Consider the following 15,241-nt stretch of genomic DNA (forward strand, 5'->3'; position numbering starts at 1 on the left):
GTCGTTCAGCGCAGGTGGCCGACGAACGCGGTCCACGCGCTGGGGGAGAAGGTGAGTGCGGGGCCGGCGGGGCGCTTGCTGTCGCGGACGGGTATCAGGGAGGGGCAGTTGTCGGCGACTTCGACGCAGTCGCCCTGTCCGCCGCTGTGGCTGCTCGTCCGCCACACTGCTTCCGGCACACTCGGCGATATGGCGGGCTCATGGCTCATGGCTGATACTCCTTGGCGACACGTCGGATCAGCGTGAGCGATTCCGCTGGTGGCAGTGCTCTGGTCCGTGCATCGTCGAAGAGCGCACGATAGTGAGCGACTTGAGGCTCCTGCTCTATCCACATGTTGCCGGTCGGTGTCTCTGTCAGGACGAGGTCGAGCGATGCCATTTGCGGAAAGCTCAGCAGCAGGTACGGCCCGAACATACCTGAGTGCGCTCCGTGAGAGAACGGCAGCACCTGAACGGTGACGTTGGACCGCTCGGCCATGCGTGCCAAGTGCTCGAGCTGGTCGCGCATCACATCCGGCCCTCCGACCTGCTGATGCAGAACACCTTCGGCCACTACGGCCCACAGCTCCAAGGGGTCTTCGCCTGTGAGCCGTTCCTGACGGGCCAGCCGCACCCGAACAAACTGGTCGATCTCCTCGGGCGTCTGCCAGGTGCGCGAGGCGACCGTCACCGCACGTCCGTACTCCGCGGTCTGCAAAAGCCCAGGTACCAACTGGACTTGGTACGTCCGAATGCTGTCGCAGATGGCCTCCATCTCGATCTGGTCGCGATAAGCCTCGCCGAGCACCGATTCGTATCCGTGCCACCAGCCCTGGCGGCGTCGGCGGTTGGCCGCTCGTGTGAGGACGGTGAGGCGTTCATGCGTTTCGGGGTCGGTGATCCCGTAGGCGTGAAGCAGCGCGACCACGTCCGGAGTTCGCACCAGGACGCGGCCGTTCTCCATGCGGCTGATCTTGCCCTTGGTGCAGTCAAGCGCGTCGGCGGCCTCGGTGGTGGACATGCCCGTGGCTTCTCGGTACCTGCGCAGTTCGTCGCCAAGCTGTCGCCCCAGAACGGTGGAGGGCCGGTCGGTGGTGCCGCGCGTAGTCATGAACCCTCTTTTAGCAGAGACACGTCCTCTTGTTCTCTGCCCTAACTCGGAAGGATGAAAAAGAAATCGAATGACTCTGTCAACGTTGCGAGTTGATTCCTTGGCTGGCCATTCTGGCGAGGCACGTAGCTGCAACTGGAATTGTGCTGCGGGGACTTCGTCACTGTTGCCGAGCCCTTGAGGGTCGCCATGGCTGGACGGGCCAATACACACACCCACGAGATCACCTGCCGATTCCCTCGGAGTCACGCCAGCGTCCCTCGGGCGCGCGCCCTGCTGCACGCCGTGCTCGGCGACTGGGGCGTTGGGCAAGACACCCTGGAAAACGCCGAGTTGGTGCTCTCCGAGCTCGTGACCAACGCGCTCCGCGTGCCCGTGCCGAGTGGCCGGCAGGTGGGCGTCCGGATTCTGCGCGTGCCGGTGGACGGGCTGTTGCGGCTGGAGGTCAGTGACGCGGGTCCCGGTATGCCCGAGGTGCGCGTGCCCGGTGACGAGGAGACGGGCGGGCGCGGGCTGCTGCTGGTGGAGGCGGTGGCTGACCGATGGGGCGTCGAGGAGCGCGCGGGCGGGATCGGGAAGACGGTGTGGGCCGAGCTGAAGGCCGCGGACATCGTGGCCGAGCCTGCCGGGAGAGAGGTCGCGGCGGCTGTCGTGCGTCCCGGGCATCACGTGCGGGTGCGGGTGCGGGGCGAGTGGCGTGGTGTCCGTACGATGCGCGCCGAGCCCGACGCAGCGGGTGGTCCCACCGTCGTGCTCGGCCTGGACGAGGGCCCGGCGTTGCGGGTGCCCGCCGCGGAGCCACTGGTCGTACGGGACGGCGGCCCGCTGGGATCACCAGGTACGGTCACTCGGTTCGGTGATCGCTGAGATCCCTGCCCCCGATCCCCCGCCGTACAGTGCGAACCATGTCGCGTGAGCGTGCAGACACTCCCCGTGGGGGCTTCGGCCAGGCAACGAAAGAGGTGGCACCTTGAGCACCCCGGCTCATCACCCGATTCCCGTCCGCCGTGGGCACCTGCGCGAAGCCGCCGAGAGCATCGAGCAGGCCACCGGCATGAAGGTTGAGATCATCGGAGGAACGCTCGTGATGTCGCCCAGCCCGAGCGGCAGGCGCGCCGGGATCGTCATCGACCTGCGCGATGCCGTCCGCCCCGGCCTTTCGGCTTCGTACGAGGCGTTCGAGAACGTGTCCGTTCCGATGCCTGATGATCCGGACGACTACGCGACCCCGGACCTGACCATCGGCCCCCGTGCGTTCAAGGACGACGACGGGTGGCTCCTCGACTCCGACGCGGTCGAACTGGCCGTAGAGGTCATCTCTCCGTCCGAGCGGCTCAAGGGCATCAACGAGAAGACCGCGTGGTACGCGGCCGCGGGCGTCGCCCGTCTCTTGCAGGTCGACCCGCGGACCGGCACGTGGTCGCTGTTCGGCCGGCCCGGGGAGGGCGAGTACCGGAGCGTCGTCCATGGCAACTACGGCGAAGAGGTGCCGTTGCCCGCCCACCTCGGTGGCGAGTTGTCCACGGCCGGACTCGGCCTGTACGGGACGCGGCCGGGACGCTGACCGCGGTGCCTCACCCGCTCAGCACCTCCCACAACTGCTCGACCCCCCACTCCAGGTCCTCCTCCTCCACCACCAGCGGCGGGGCGATCCGCACGGTCGTCCCGTGCGTGTCCTTCAGCAGCACCCCCCGCTCCATCAGCCGCTCCGAGACGGCCCGTCCCGACCCCACCGCCGGATCGACGTCCACCCCCGCCCACAGCCCCCGCCCCCGCACGGCCGTCACCCGTCCGCTCCCGGCGATCTCCGCAAGCCGCCGGTGCAGCACCTCGCCCAGCTCGGCCGCCCGCTCCTGGAACTCCCCGGTCCGCAGCATCGCGATCACCTCCAGGGCCACCGCGCAGGCCAGCGGGTTCCCGCCGAAGGTGGACCCGTGCTCGCCGGGCCGGAAGACCCCCAGCACCTCCGCGCTCGCGACGACCGCCGACACCGGCAGCACCCCGCCGCCCAGCGCCTTCCCGAGGACGTACACGTCCGGGACGACCCCCTCGTGCTCGCACGCGAAGGTCCGCCCGGTCCGCCCCAGCCCCGACTGGACCTCGTCGGCGACGAAGAGCACGTTCCGCTCCCGGGTCAGCTCCCGCACCGCCGGCAGGTAGCCGGCCGGCGGCACGATCACCCCCGACTCGCCCTGGATCGGCTCCAGCAGCACGGCGACCGTGTTCTCGGTCACCGCCGCCCGCATCGCCGTCAGGTCGCCGTACGGCACGATCTCGAACCCGGGCGTGTACGGCCCGAAGTCCGCCCGCGCCTCCGGGTCCGTCGAGAAACTGATCACGGTCGTCGTACGCCCGTGGAAGTTCCCGCCCGCGACGACCACCTTCGCCATCTCCGCCGGCACCCCCTTCACCCGGTACCCCCACTTCCGGGCGGTCTTCACCGCGGTCTCCACCGCCTCCACCCCGGTGTTCACGGGCAGCACCATCTCCATCCCGCACAGCTCGGCCAGCTCCGTGCAGAACGCGGCGAACCGGTCGTGGTGGAAGGCCCGGGACGTCAGCGTCACCCGTTCGAGCTGCGCCTTCGCCGCCGCGACCAGCCGGGGGTGGCCGTGCCCGAAGTTCAGCGCCGAGTACCCGGCGAGGAAGTCCAGGTAGCGGCGCCCCTCGACATCCGTCATCCACGCGCCGTCGGCCGTGGCGATCACCACCGGCAGCGGGTGGTAGTTGTGGGCGCCGTGCGCTTCGGCGGCGGCGACGAGGGCTTCCGTAGTGGTCACGACGACTCCAGAGAACGCGGCGAGATGCCCCCCTTTACTACCCTCTGCACCTGCCCGACTGGTGGACGCCACGACCCTCCGGCCCGGCGTGCCCGGTAATGTGACCAGCGGGCCGTGACTGGCGCGCTGGGATGGGACCGACCATCGGGGAGCGGCCCGCGTCGTGATCGAGTGCCGTGCGCCTGGGCCGCAACCGTGAACGCCGAACGCCACGTCCGGAGGTCCCGAATGACCGACAAGTCCGCGCCCCTGTCCACCGAGTCCACCGCCTACCGCGCCGCCCTCGACGTGATCCGCGCGGTCGAGCCGCGGGTCGCCGACGCGATCGGCCGGGAGGTCGCCGACCAGCGCGAGATGCTCAAGCTGATCGCCTCCGAGAACTACGCCTCCCCGGCGACCCTGCTCGCGATGGGCAACTGGTTCAGCGACAAGTACGCCGAGGGCACCATCGGCCGCCGCTTCTACGCCGGCTGCCGCAACGTCGACACCGTCGAGGGCCTCGCCGCCGAGCACGCCCGCGAGCTGTTCGGCGCCCGGCACGCCTACGTCCAGCCGCACTCCGGCATCGACGCCAACCTGGTCGCCTTCTGGGCCGTCCTCGCCGACCGCGTCGAGGTGCCCTTCCTGGCGAAGACCGGCGTCCGCCAGATCAACGACCTCTCCGAGGCCGACTGGGCCGAGCTACGGCAGGCCTTCGGCAACCAGCGGATGCTCGGCATGTCCCTGGACGCGGGCGGCCACCTCACCCACGGCTTCCGCCCGAACATCTCCGGCAAGATGTTCGACCAGCGCTCCTACGGCACCGACCCGGCCACCGGTCTGATCGACTACGACGCGCTGCGCGCCCAGGCCCGTGACTTCAAGCCGCTGATCATCGTCGCCGGCTACTCCGCGTACCCGCGGCTGGTGAACTTCCGGATCATGCGCGAGATCGCCGACGAGGTCGGCGCGACCCTCATGGTCGACATGGCGCACTTCGCCGGTCTGGTCGCCGGCAAGGTCCTGACCGGCGACTTCGACCCGGTCCCGCACGCCCAGATCGTGACCACGACCACCCACAAGTCGCTGCGCGGCCCGCGCGGCGGCATGGTCCTGTGCGACGACTCCCTCAAGGACCAGGTCGACCGCGGCTGCCCGATGGTCCTCGGCGGCCCGCTCCCGCACGTCATGGCCGCCAAGGCGGTCGCCCTGGCCGAGGCCCGGCAGCCCGCCTTCCAGGACTACGCCCAGCGCATCGTCGACAACGCGCGCGCGCTGGCCGAGGGCCTGATGCGCCGGGGCGCCACGCTGGTGACCGGCGGCACGGACAACCACCTCAACCTGATCGACGTCGAGTCGTCGTACGGCCTCACCGGCCGCCAGGCCGAGACGGCCCTGCTCGACTCCGGCATCGTCACCAACCGCAACGCGATCCCGGCCGACCCGAACGGCGCCTGGTACACCTCCGGCATCCGCATCGGCACCCCGGCGCTCACCACGCGCGGCCTCGGCACGGCCGAGATGGACGAGGTCGCGGGCCTGATCGACCGCGTCCTGGCCGCCACCGAGCCGGGCACGACCAAGTCCGGCGCCCCGTCGAAGGCCTCCCACGTCCTGGACGAGAAGGTCTCGACGGAGATCGCCCAGCGCGCGACGGACCTGGTGGCGGGCTTCCCGCTGTACCCGGAGATCGACCTCGGCTGAGCCGGCCTGCCTCCCGGGGCGCGGGGCCGCATCCGTGTGCGGCTCCGCCGCGGGGCGCGAACGGCCATCACCGGCCCGCAGTCCCCCGCGCCCCGGGACCGCCCTCCCACCGCCGGGCCATTCCCACCCTCACCCTCTGAGAGAATGGTGAGCATGGCCTCTGATCGACCCCGCGTGCTCTCCGGCATCCAGCCCACCGCCGGCTCGTTCCACCTGGGCAACTACCTCGGCGCGGTCCGCCAGTGGGTAGCCCTCCAGGAGTCCCACGACGCCTTCTACATGGTCGTCGACCTGCACGCGATCACGATCCCGCAGGACCCCGCGGACCTGCGCGCCAACACCCGCCTCGCCGCCGCCCAGCTGCTCGCCGCCGGCCTGGACCCGGACCGCTGCACCCTCTTCGTGCAGAGCCACGTCCCCGAGCACGCCCAGCTCGCCTGGGTCATGAACTGCCTCACCGGTTTCGGCGAGGCCGGCCGTATGACCCAGTTCAAGGACAAGGCGGCCAAGCAGGGCAGCGACCGCGCCTCCGTCGGCCTGTTCACGTACCCGATCCTCCAGGTCGCCGACATCCTGCTCTACCAGGCCCACGAGGTGCCCGTCGGCGAGGACCAGCGCCAGCACGTCGAGCTCACCCGTGACCTCGCCGAGCGCTTCAACGGCCGCTTCGGCGAGACCTTCACCATCCCGAAGCCGTACATCCTCAAGGAGACGGCGAAGATCTACGACCTCCAGGACCCGTCGATCAAGATGAGCAAGTCGGCGTCCACGCCGAAGGGCCTCATCAACCTGCTCGACGACCCGAAGGCCACGGCGAAGAAGGTCAAGAGCGCGGTCACCGACACGGACACGGTGATCCGCTACGACGCCGCCGGGAAGCCGGGTGTCTCGAACCTCCTCACCATCTACTCCACCCTCACCGGCAAGCCGGTCGCCGACCTGGAGCGGGAGTACGAGGGCAAGATGTACGGCGCCCTCAAGACGGACCTCGCCGAGATCATGGTCGAGTTCGTCACCCCGTTCCGCCAGCGCACCCAGCAGTACCTGGACGACTCCGAGACGCTCGACTCGATCCTGGCCAAGGGCGCGGAGAAGGCCCGCGCGGTCGCCGCGGAGACGCTGGCCCAGGCCTACGACAGGGTGGGCTTCCTGCCCGCGAAGCACTGAACGGCGCCGCGAGGCACCGAGCGGGGCGAAGCGCTGCACATCACTTCGGCCACGGCTGCCCGGGAGGCGGCCGTGGCCGTACAGTCGATAGCCGGACGCCCGGGTACGAACCCGACACGCGTCCGACCACCACGACCGACGGGAGATGACGTGGGGACCGTAACGATCGGCGTGTCGATCGCGGTCCCGGAGCCTCACGGCAGCCTGCTCCAGGAGCGGCGCGCGGGCTTCGGCGACGCCGCGGCCCATGGCATTCCGACCCATGTGACGCTGCTGCCGCCGACGGAGGTCGCCGACGGCTCGCTGGCCGCCGTCGAGGCCCACCTGGGCGAGGTCGCCGCGGTCGGCAGGCCCTTCCCGATGCGGCTGTGCGGTACCGGCACCTTCCGGCCGCTCTCGCCGGTCGTCTACGTCCGGGTGGTCCAGGGCGCGGACGACTGCGCCTGGCTCCAGCAGCGGGTGCGGGACGCCTCCGGTCCGCTCGACCGCGAGCTCCAGTTCCCGTACCACCCGCACGTCACCGTCGCCCACGGGATCGACGAGGCCGCGATGGACCGGGCCTTCGCCGAGCTGGCGGAGTTCGAGGCGGAGTGGTCCTGCATGGGGTTCGCGTTGTACGAGCAGGGCCCGGACGGGGTGTGGCGCAAGCTGCGCGACTACGCCTTCGGGGGCTCCGTCGTGCCTCCTCAGGTGGGGCACGCGGAGCGGGGGAGCATCGCGAGCCGGTAGCCGGCCGGCCGGGATCAGACCGGCAGTCTCCGGAAGACGCTCCGCGGCGCGTGCCGCAGGGCCGACATCACCACCCTGAGCGCCCCCGGCACCCACACCACCTCCGAGCGCCTGCGCAGGCCCAGCTCGATCGCCGTCGCCACCGCCTCCGGGGTCGTGGCCAGGGGCGCCTCCTCCAGGCCCGCCGTCATCCTGGACCGCACGAACCCCGGTCGTACGACCATCACGTGCACGCCCGTCCCGTGCAGCGCGTCGCCGAGGCCCTGCGCGAACGCGTCCAGGCCCGCCTTGCTGGAGCCGTAGATGAAGTTGGAGCGGCGGGCGCGCTCGCCGGCGACGGACGACAGGACCACCAGGGAGCCGTGGCCCTGCGTCTGGAGGGCCCGCGCGCTGACGAGGCCCGCCGAGACCGCGCCGGTGTAGTTGGTCTGGGCGACCCGCACGGCGTTCACCGGTTCGCGCTCGTCGGTCGCCTGGTCGCCGAGGATGCCGAAGGCCAGCAGGACCACGTCGACGTCGCCGTTGGCGAAGACCTTGCCGAGGGCGGTCTCGTGGGACTCGGGGTCGAGCGCGTCGAAGGGGACGGTGTGGACGTCGGGGCCGAGGGCGCGCAGCTGTTCGGCGGCCTGTTCGAGCCCGGGGGAGGGGCGGCCCGCCAGCCAGACCGTGCGGGTGCGGCGGGCGATCAGCCGGCGCGCGGTGGCCAGCGCGATCTCGGACGTACCGCCGAGGACGAGCAGGGACTGGGGCATTCCGAAGGCGTCCTTCACTGCGACTCCTGAGTGCTGGGGCTGGGGCCGGGGCCCTAGAGACCGAGACGGCGGGACAGGTCGGAGACGAAGACTCCACGTGGGTCCAACTCCGCTCGCAGGGAGCGGAATTCGGAGAGCCGTGGGTACATCGCGGCGAGGAGTTCGGGGCGCATCCGGGCGTCCTTGGCGAGGTAGACGCGGCCGCCGGCGGCGGCGACCTCCTCGTCCAGTCCGTCGAGGAGCGCGGCGAGGCCGGGCAGGGCGGCCGGGATGTCCAGGGCGAGGGTCCAGCCGGGCGCGGGGAAGGAGAGCCAGCCGGGGTCGGCGTCGCCGAAGCGCTTGAGGACGGCGAGGAAGGACGGACAGCGGTGCTCCGAGATCCGGGTCACGATCCGGCGCAGGGCGTCCTCCTGGCCGTACCCGACGACGAACTGGTACTGGACGAAGCCGGCCCGGCCGTAGACGCGGTTCCAGTGCGGGACCCCGTCCAGGGGGTGGAAGAAGGCGGAGAGCCGCTGGAGCCGGCCGGTACGCGCGCGGGGTGCCTTGCGGTACCAGAGCTCGTTGAAGAGGCCGACCGTGGTGCGGCCGAGGAGGCCGCCGGGGAGGAAGGCGGGGGCGGGCGGGAGCTCGCGGGGACGGAAGGCGAGGGGCGCCCGCCCGGCGCGGGTGCCCTCGCCGAGCGCCTCCAGGGGGGCGTGGTCGCCCCGGGTGAGCACCGCGCGCCCGGTCGCCGCCCCGCGCGCGAGCAGGTCGATCCAGGCGACCGAGTAGCGGTAGCGGTGGTCGGTCGCGGTGAGGCGGGCCATCAGGTCGTCGAGGTCGTCGGCGCGCTCGGTGTCGACGGACATGTACGAGGTCTCGACCGGGAGGAGGCTCAGGGTCGCCGTGAGGATCACTCCGGTCAGCCCCATGCCGCCCGCCGTCGCGTCGAACAGCGGGGTGCCGCGGCTCACCGTGCGGACACGGCCGTCGGCGGTGAGGAGTTCGAAGGACAGCACATGCCGGGAGAAGGACCCCGAGACATGGTGGTTCTTGCCGTGGATGTCGGCGCCGATCGCGCCGCCCACCGTCACCTGGCGGGTCCCCGGGGTCACCGGGACGAACCAGCCGAGCGGCAGCAGCACCTCCATCAGGCGGTGCAGCGAGATCCCCGCGTCGCACAGCACGGTGCCGCCGTCGGCGTCGACGGCGTGGACCCGGTCGAGGCCCGTCATGTCGAGCACGGCTCCGCCGGCGTTCTGCGCCGCGTCGCCGTACGCCCGGCCGAGGCCCCGCGCGATACCGCCGCGCGCCCCGCAGTCGCGGATCGCGTCCGCCGCCTCCTGGTAGGTGCGGGGGCGGATCAGGCGGGCGGCGGTGGGGGCGGTGCGGCCCCATCCCGTGACGGAGACGGTGGCTTCAGGCGCGGCGGGCCCGCCAGGCTTTCCAGGCATGACGTCGACCGTATCGCCGCCCCACGGGTGTGAGGGGAGTTGAGCGCGATGGGTTACTGAAGATCACCTGACTCCCCGAAACGGGTGATTATCTGAATGTCGCTCCATATGGTCTTAGGTTTGGAGGTGTCGGGGTGAACAGTGGGTCCAATGGACGACATGGATCACCGGATCCTCTCCGCGCTGCACGCCTGCGGTGCCGATCCACGCGTCGCGTCGGCCGCGCGCGGTCTCTCGCTCGCCGGTGAGCACGGCGCGCTCTGGCTCGCGGCGGGCCTCGCCGGGGCCGCCGCGGACCGCGCGCGACGCGGCGCCTGGCTGCGCGGGACGGCGCTGGTCGCGGGTGCGCACCTCGGCAGCATGGGCGTCAAACGGATCGTGCGCCGTGCCCGCCCCGCGCATGTCCGGCCCCTGGTGCACACCGCGGGCCGGCACTCCTTCCCCAGCTCGCACGCCACCTCCGCGGCGGCGGCCGCCGTCGCCTTCGGGGCGCTCGGCGCGCCCGCGTTCGCGCCCCTCGCCGCCGCCATGTGCCTGTCCCGGCTGGTCGTCGGGGTGCACTGGCCCACGGACGTGGCGGCGGGCGCGGCCCTCGGGGCGCTCACGGCGCGCGCGGGAACGCGTTGGATGCGCGGGGGAGCACCCGGTGCCCCGTACGCGGGGAGGCACGCGTGACCGAGACCGCCCACGCAGCCGGCGAGGCGCTTGCTGAAACGACTCTGCACGAACAGCGCGCGCACTCCTCCCGGGCCCATGGCCCGGCACGCGCGCGTGTCACCCCCGGCGGAGTCCTCAACGGCCTGCTGAGGACCACCCGCCCCAAGCAGTGGGTCAAGAACACCCTCGTCATCGCCGCCCCGGCCGCCGCCGGCCAGCTCTTCTCCTGGCCCGCCCTGGCCCGCCTCGCCCTCACCTTCGCCCTGTTCACCGCCTGCGCCGCCGCCGTCTACCTGATCAACGACGCCCGGGACGCCGAGGCCGACCGCGCCCACCCCGTCAAGTGCCGCCGCCCGGTCGCCGCCGGCCGCGTCCCGGTCCCCGTCGCCTACACCGCCGGAGCCGTCCTGGCCGTCCTCGCACCGCTGCTCGCGGCCCGGCTGATGCCCCCGCTGGTCCCGGCGCTCCTGATCGCCTACCTGGGCATGCAGCTGGCGTACTGCGTCGCCCTCAAGCACATCCTGGTCGTCGACCTCGTCGTCGTCACCACCGGCTTCCTGATGCGGGCGATGATCGGCGGGATCGCGCTCGGCATCCCGCTCTCCCGCTGGTTCCTCATCACCACCGGCTTCGGCGCCCTGTTCATGGTGTCCGCCAAGCGCTACTCCGAGGCCGTGCAGATGGCCGGGAAAGCGGGCGCCACGCGCGCGTTGCTCACCGAGTACACCACCGGCTACCTCCGCTTCGTCTGGCAGCTGGCCGCCGGCGTCGCCGTCCTCGCCTACTGCCTGTGGGCCCTGGAGGGCCACAACACCGGGCATCCGGACGGCCTGCTGCCCTGGCGCCAGCTGTCCATGGTCGCCTTCATCCTGGCGATCCTGCGCTACGCCGTCTTCGCCGACCGGGGCACCGCGGGCGAACCCGAGGACGTCGTCCTGCGCGACCGCGCCCTCGCCCTGATCGGCCTGGCCTGGCTCGCCATGTACGGTCTCGCGGTGGCCCACTGGTGAGCGCGGACCGGCGCGAGCTGATCGGCTTCGCCGTCGCCGGCCTGCTCGCCTACGCCGTCGACCTCGCCCTCTTCACCGGCCTGCGCGGCCCGGCCGGCCTCGACCCGCTCACCGCCAAGTCCCTGTCCTTCGTGGCCGGCTGCACGGTCGCCTACCTCGGCAACGCGCGCGGCACCTACCGCCACACCCGGGCGGGCGGCGTGCGCCCCTACGCGGTCTTCGTCGCCGTGAACCTCGCCGGCGCCCTGGTCCAGCTGTGCTGTCTCGCCGTCAGCCACTACGGGCTCGGCCTCACCTCGCAGCGCGCCGACACCGTCTCCGGGGCGGTCGTCGGCATGGCGCTGGCCACGGTCCTGCGATTCTGGGGTACCCGGACATTGGTCTTCCGCGCAGGGGGCAGAGTCGGATCATGGACTGGCTGAGAAAACTCCCCGTCGTCGGCCCGCTGGTGGGCCGGCTGATGTCCACGCACGCCTGGCGGGCGTACGAGCGGCTGGACCGGGTGAAGTGGGCCCGGCTGGCCGCCGCCATGACCTTCATCAGCTTCATCTCGCTCTTCCCGCTGCTGACCGTGGGCGCCGCGATCGCCGCCGCCACGCTGAGCGAATCGCAGCAGAAGAACCTCCAGAACAAGATCGCCGACCAGGTCCCCGGCATCTCCGACCAACTGGACATCAACGCCCTGGTCCAGAACGCCGGCACGGTCGGGCTCATCGCCGGTGCCGTCCTGCTGTTCATCGGCATCGGCTGGGTCGGCCAGATGCGGGACTGCCTGCGCGTGGTGTGGGAGCTGCCCGACCGGGACAAGAACCCGGTCCTCGCCAAGGCGGCGGACGGCATCATCCTGATCGGCTTCGGCGGCGCGGTACTCGTCACCCTCGCCGTCTCCACGATCGCCTCGGCGGCGGTCGGCTGGACCTCCCGGCACCTCGGCCTCGCCGACCACAGCTGGGGCACCCTGCTGCTGCGCACCGCCGCCTTCACCGTCGCCGTGACCGCCGACTTCCTGCTGCTGCTCTACGTCCTCACCCTGCTGCCCGGCGTCGAACCGCCGCGCCGCCGCCTGCTGGAGGCGGCCCTGCTCGGCGCGGTCGGCTTCGAACTCCTCAAGCTGCTGCTCAGCGGCTACATCCAGGGCGTCGCCGCGAAGAGCATGTACGGCGCGTTCGGGGTGCCGGTCGCCCTGCTGCTGTGGATCAACTTCACGGCGAAACTCGTGCTGTTCTGCGCCGCCTGGACGGCGACGCAGAGCAGCGGCGAGGTCAGGGCCGAGGCCGCCGGCGCACCAGGTCCGGCAGCGGCCAGCGCCGGTTGACCAGGAAGGCCGCGCCCGCGAGCAGCACCAGCGCGCCGCCCGCGATCGACAGCGCGATCCCGATCCCGCCGGACGCGCCGGCCGAACCGGCCGCCACCGGGGTCGACCCGGCGCCGTGCGCGGAGCCCGAGCCGGTCCCGTCGCCGGACGCCGAGGCGGTGGCCCCCGGCTGCGCACCGGTGTCGGTCGCCCCCTTGGGCGGCACCAGCTCGCCCACCGGAGTCACCTTGCCGGCCGCCCGGAAACCCCAGTCGAACAGCTTGGCGGTCTCCTTGTAGACCTCGTTGTGCTCCTTCTTCTCCGGGTTCATCACCGTGACCAGCAGCACCCGGCCGCCCCGCTCGGCGACCCCGGTGAAGGTGGCCCCGGCGTTGGTGGTGTTGCCGTTCTTCACCCCGGCGATGCCCGGGTAGACCGACACGTCGGTGTCGCCGCTCAGCAGCCGGTTGGTGTTCTGGATCTCGAAGGAGTCCCGCACCGACTTGCCCTTGGTGTTCTTCGACGTGTCACCGGGGAACGCCGCCCGCACCGTCGAGCAGTACTCCCGGAAGTCCTTCTTCTGCAGCCCCGAACGCGCGAACAGCGACAGGTCGTACGCCGACGAGACCTGCCCGGCCGCGTCGTACCCGTCCGGACTCACCACGTGCGTGTCCAGCGCCTGGAGTTTGTCCGCGTGGTCCTGCATGTCCCGGACGGTCTGTCCGACACCGCCGTTCATCGAGGACAGCACGTGCATGGCGTCGTTCCCGGAGCGCAGGAAGACCCCGAGCCACAGGTCGTGGACCGTGTACGTCTGGCCCTCCTTTATCCCGACCAGGCTGGAACCGGCGCCCATGCCGGCGAGGTCGGCCGGCACCACCCGGTGCGTGGTCGACTTCGGGAACCGGGGCAGCACGGTGTCCGCGAACAGCATCTTCAGGGTGCTCGCCGGGGGCAGCCGCCAGTGCGCGTTGTGCGCGGCGAGCACCTCGCCCGACTCGGCGTCGGAGACGATCCAGGAACGCGCCGTGATGTCCTTGGGCAGCACCGGCACCCCGGCGGCCAGGGACACCTGGGTACCGGGCCGGCCCAGCAGGGCACCGCCGACCGTCGACATCTGTGCCGGGGGAGTGGCCGACGGACTCGTCGAGGGGGTGGGCGCGGCGAGCGCGGCCGGTGCGGTGAGCGAGAGGGACAGCAGGGCGGCGGTGGCGACCAGCAGGGAGCGGCTGGTGGGGGGCATCGGTGCGGGCACGGACGAGAACGTACCTGCCACGGACCGCGAAGTCCCATCAGCGACCCCACCCCGGAATCGGAACCGGACAGCGGACGGAGATACTGAACCCATGAAGCTCAGCCGTCCGGTCTCCTGGTTCCTGCTCGCGTTCGGGGTGTGGAGCTGGTTCATCTGGATCACTTTCGTCAAAAACCTGGTCAAGGACGGCAGCGGGCTCGCCTTCGACGACGGCCGCCCCACGGCCTACTTCTGGATCCACCTGACGCTGGCCGTCGTGTCCTTCGTATTGGGGACGGCCATCGGGGTCATCGGGTTGCGCGGAGTACGCGCACTGCGCCGCACGTCATAACGGGGGACACGGCAGGGTGGTCATCGTCTTCGCGCTTGTCGCCCTCGCGGTGGTGGCGGGCCTGTACCGGTACCTGTGGCGCCGTCTCGTCCACGACACGACGACGGGCCGGACATGGCCCCGCCGCATCGGCACGGCCCTCTTCGTCACCGGCCCGGTCCTGATGTTCGCGGCCCTCTTCGCCGAGGTGGGCCACGCCCCGTTCCCCCTCCAGCGCACCCTGGCCTGGCCGGGCTTCCTCTGGATGGCCCTCTCCCTCTACCTGCTGCTGGCGGTGACGGCGGGCGAACTCTCCGCCCCCTGCTGACCCGAACCCTGAAGCGCCCCGAAAGGGGCGCGGGGCCGTACCGGATCCGCGGCCACCGCCGCGCGGGCGCGCCCGGCCCCGACGAAGCGCAACCGCCAGAACCCGCCGAAGCCGCCCCCGCTCCCGGCCGAACAACCCCCACCCCCACCGCGGCACCCCCGACCGACCCGTCCCGCCGCCTCTTCGTCTCCCGGGTCGTCGGCGGCGCAGCCGCCACCGCGGCGACGGCCACCGTCGGCCTGGGAACCTACGGAGTCCTCCGCGGACCCGGAGTGAAACGCGTCACAGTCCCGCTCGCCAAACTTCCCCGCGCCGCCCACGGTTACCGCATCGCCGTCGTGAGCGACATCCACCTCGGCCCCGTCCTCGGCCGCGGCTTCGCGCAGCGCGTCGTGGACACGGTCAACGCCACCCAGCCCGACCTCATCGCCGTCGTGGGCGACCTCGTCGACGGCAGCGTGAAGGACCTCGGCCCCGCCGCCGCCCCCCTCGCCCGGCTCTCCGCCCGCCACGGCGCCTTCTTCGTCACCGGGAACCGAGCTTGAGAATACTCGGAGTCATCGCTCCCAACTAGATTGCAGAAAAGAAGAGTTGGCTGCTCAGCGCTGATGCGGACCGGCTGTGGTTCGTTGGTAGACCTCTGCTGTTCCTGACGCTGAGGTTGAAAGGGTGGGGTGACAGCGGGCGTTGGCGGTGCTACATCCTCGTCATGAGGTACGCGGATGGCGGCGGTCTGACCGCTGCGGGGCG

General features: G+C 71.6%; 16 protein-coding genes, 1 pseudogene and 1 riboswitch. Of the genes and pseudogenes, 11 read left to right on the forward strand and 6 right to left on the reverse strand.

The window, feature by feature from the left end; all coding sequences use genetic code 11:
• Positions 1 to 5 precede the first annotated feature (5 nt).
• Both ACZ619_RS33800 and ACZ619_RS33805 read right to left on the reverse strand, forming a co-directional pair.
• Positions 6 to 209, reverse strand: coding sequence for a DUF397 domain-containing protein (locus ACZ619_RS33800; protein WP_469607184.1), 204 nt, complete (start codon positions 207 to 209; stop codon positions 6 to 8).
• Complete coding sequence (locus ACZ619_RS33805) at positions 206 to 1,090, reverse strand: helix-turn-helix domain-containing protein (RefSeq protein WP_469607186.1); 885 nt, start codon at positions 1,088 to 1,090, stop codon at positions 206 to 208. Before ACZ619_RS33805 ends, ACZ619_RS33800 begins: the two co-directional genes overlap by 4 nt.
• 189 nt (positions 1,091 to 1,279) lie before the next feature.
• On the opposite strand from ACZ619_RS33805, the gene ACZ619_RS33810 reads away from it, so the two are divergent.
• Both ACZ619_RS33810 and ACZ619_RS33815 read left to right on the forward strand, forming a co-directional pair.
• The gene (locus ACZ619_RS33810) at positions 1,280 to 1,957 is read left to right on the forward strand and encodes an ATP-binding protein (RefSeq protein ID WP_469607188.1); all 678 of its coding nucleotides are present in this window, start codon (positions 1,280 to 1,282) and stop codon (positions 1,955 to 1,957) included.
• Between the two features lie 103 nt (positions 1,958 to 2,060).
• Positions 2,061 to 2,654, forward strand: coding sequence for a Uma2 family endonuclease (locus ACZ619_RS33815; RefSeq protein ID WP_469607191.1), 594 nt, complete (start codon positions 2,061 to 2,063; stop codon positions 2,652 to 2,654).
• Positions 2,655 to 2,664: 10 nt separating this feature from the next.
• On the opposite strand, the gene rocD is transcribed toward ACZ619_RS33815, so the two are convergent.
• Positions 2,665 to 3,870: an ornithine--oxo-acid transaminase gene (gene rocD, locus ACZ619_RS33820; RefSeq protein WP_469607193.1), complete on the reverse strand. Its 1,206-nt coding sequence runs from the start codon at positions 3,868 to 3,870 to the stop codon at positions 2,665 to 2,667.
• A 104-nt stretch (positions 3,871 to 3,974) separates the two neighbouring features.
• Positions 3,975 to 4,065, forward strand: a riboswitch (ZMP/ZTP riboswitch).
• Positions 4,066 to 4,098: 33 nt separating this feature from the next.
• Between rocD and ACZ619_RS33825 the strand changes: the two genes are divergently transcribed.
• From ACZ619_RS33825 to ACZ619_RS33835, 3 genes are all read left to right on the forward strand, one after another.
• Positions 4,099 to 5,553, forward strand: coding sequence for a glycine hydroxymethyltransferase (locus ACZ619_RS33825; RefSeq protein ID WP_469607195.1), 1,455 nt, complete (start codon positions 4,099 to 4,101; stop codon positions 5,551 to 5,553).
• A gap of 153 nt (positions 5,554 to 5,706) precedes the next feature.
• The gene (gene trpS, locus ACZ619_RS33830; protein ID WP_469607198.1) at positions 5,707 to 6,720 is read left to right on the forward strand and encodes a tryptophan--tRNA ligase; all 1,014 of its coding nucleotides are present in this window, start codon (positions 5,707 to 5,709) and stop codon (positions 6,718 to 6,720) included.
• Positions 6,721 to 6,870: 150 nt separating this feature from the next.
• A complete protein-coding gene (locus tag ACZ619_RS33835) occupies positions 6,871 to 7,449 on the forward strand; it encodes a 2'-5' RNA ligase family protein (protein ID WP_469607200.1) in 579 nt (192 codons plus the stop codon).
• 14 nt (positions 7,450 to 7,463) lie between these two features.
• Here ACZ619_RS33835 and ACZ619_RS33840 read toward each other — a convergent pair whose 3' ends face one another.
• A complete protein-coding gene (locus tag ACZ619_RS33840; RefSeq protein WP_469607202.1) occupies positions 7,464 to 8,219 on the reverse strand; it encodes a decaprenylphospho-beta-D-erythro-pentofuranosid-2-ulose 2-reductase in 756 nt (251 codons plus the stop codon).
• 35 nt (positions 8,220 to 8,254) lie between these two features.
• Positions 8,255 to 9,637 (reverse strand): FAD-binding protein, encoded by a 1,383-nt coding sequence (locus ACZ619_RS33845; RefSeq protein WP_469607205.1) that lies wholly within the window; start codon positions 9,635 to 9,637, stop codon positions 8,255 to 8,257.
• Between the two features lie 150 nt (positions 9,638 to 9,787).
• Between ACZ619_RS33845 and ACZ619_RS33850 the strand changes: the two genes are divergently transcribed.
• From ACZ619_RS33850 to ACZ619_RS33865, 4 genes are read left to right on the forward strand one after another with little or no spacing between them, the layout of a single operon-like run.
• The gene (locus tag ACZ619_RS33850) at positions 9,788 to 10,312 is read left to right on the forward strand and encodes a phosphatase PAP2 family protein (protein WP_469607207.1); all 525 of its coding nucleotides are present in this window, start codon (positions 9,788 to 9,790) and stop codon (positions 10,310 to 10,312) included.
• Positions 10,309 to 11,304, forward strand: coding sequence for a decaprenyl-phosphate phosphoribosyltransferase (locus ACZ619_RS33855; protein WP_469607210.1), 996 nt, complete (start codon positions 10,309 to 10,311; stop codon positions 11,302 to 11,304). Before ACZ619_RS33850 ends, ACZ619_RS33855 begins: the two co-directional genes overlap by 4 nt.
• A complete protein-coding gene (locus ACZ619_RS33860; protein ID WP_469607213.1) occupies positions 11,301 to 11,726 on the forward strand; it encodes a GtrA family protein in 426 nt (141 codons plus the stop codon). The genes ACZ619_RS33855 and ACZ619_RS33860 overlap by 4 nt, the downstream gene beginning before the upstream one ends.
• The gene (locus ACZ619_RS33865) at positions 11,714 to 12,619 is read left to right on the forward strand and encodes a YihY/virulence factor BrkB family protein (protein ID WP_469607215.1); all 906 of its coding nucleotides are present in this window, start codon (positions 11,714 to 11,716) and stop codon (positions 12,617 to 12,619) included. Before ACZ619_RS33860 ends, ACZ619_RS33865 begins: the two co-directional genes overlap by 13 nt.
• On the opposite strand, the gene ACZ619_RS33870 is transcribed toward ACZ619_RS33865, so the two are convergent.
• Positions 12,567 to 13,841: a D-alanyl-D-alanine carboxypeptidase family protein gene (locus ACZ619_RS33870; RefSeq protein ID WP_469607228.1), complete on the reverse strand. Its 1,275-nt coding sequence runs from the start codon at positions 13,839 to 13,841 to the stop codon at positions 12,567 to 12,569. The genes ACZ619_RS33865 and ACZ619_RS33870 overlap by 53 nt on opposite strands.
• A 103-nt stretch (positions 13,842 to 13,944) precedes the next feature.
• Between ACZ619_RS33870 and ACZ619_RS33875 the strand changes: the two genes are divergently transcribed.
• Positions 13,945 to 14,184 carry an SCO4848 family membrane protein gene (locus ACZ619_RS33875; protein WP_469607217.1) on the forward strand — a complete coding sequence of 80 codons (240 nt, stop codon included), beginning with the start codon at positions 13,945 to 13,947 and terminating at the stop codon, positions 14,182 to 14,184.
• A 16-nt stretch (positions 14,185 to 14,200) separates the two neighbouring features.
• Positions 14,201 to 15,027 (forward strand): annotated as a pseudogene (locus tag ACZ619_RS33880) (metallophosphoesterase); the annotation flags it as partial.
• Positions 15,028 to 15,241 lie beyond the last annotated feature (214 nt).

Source organism: Streptomyces sp. NPDC104367 (assembly GCF_055583825.1).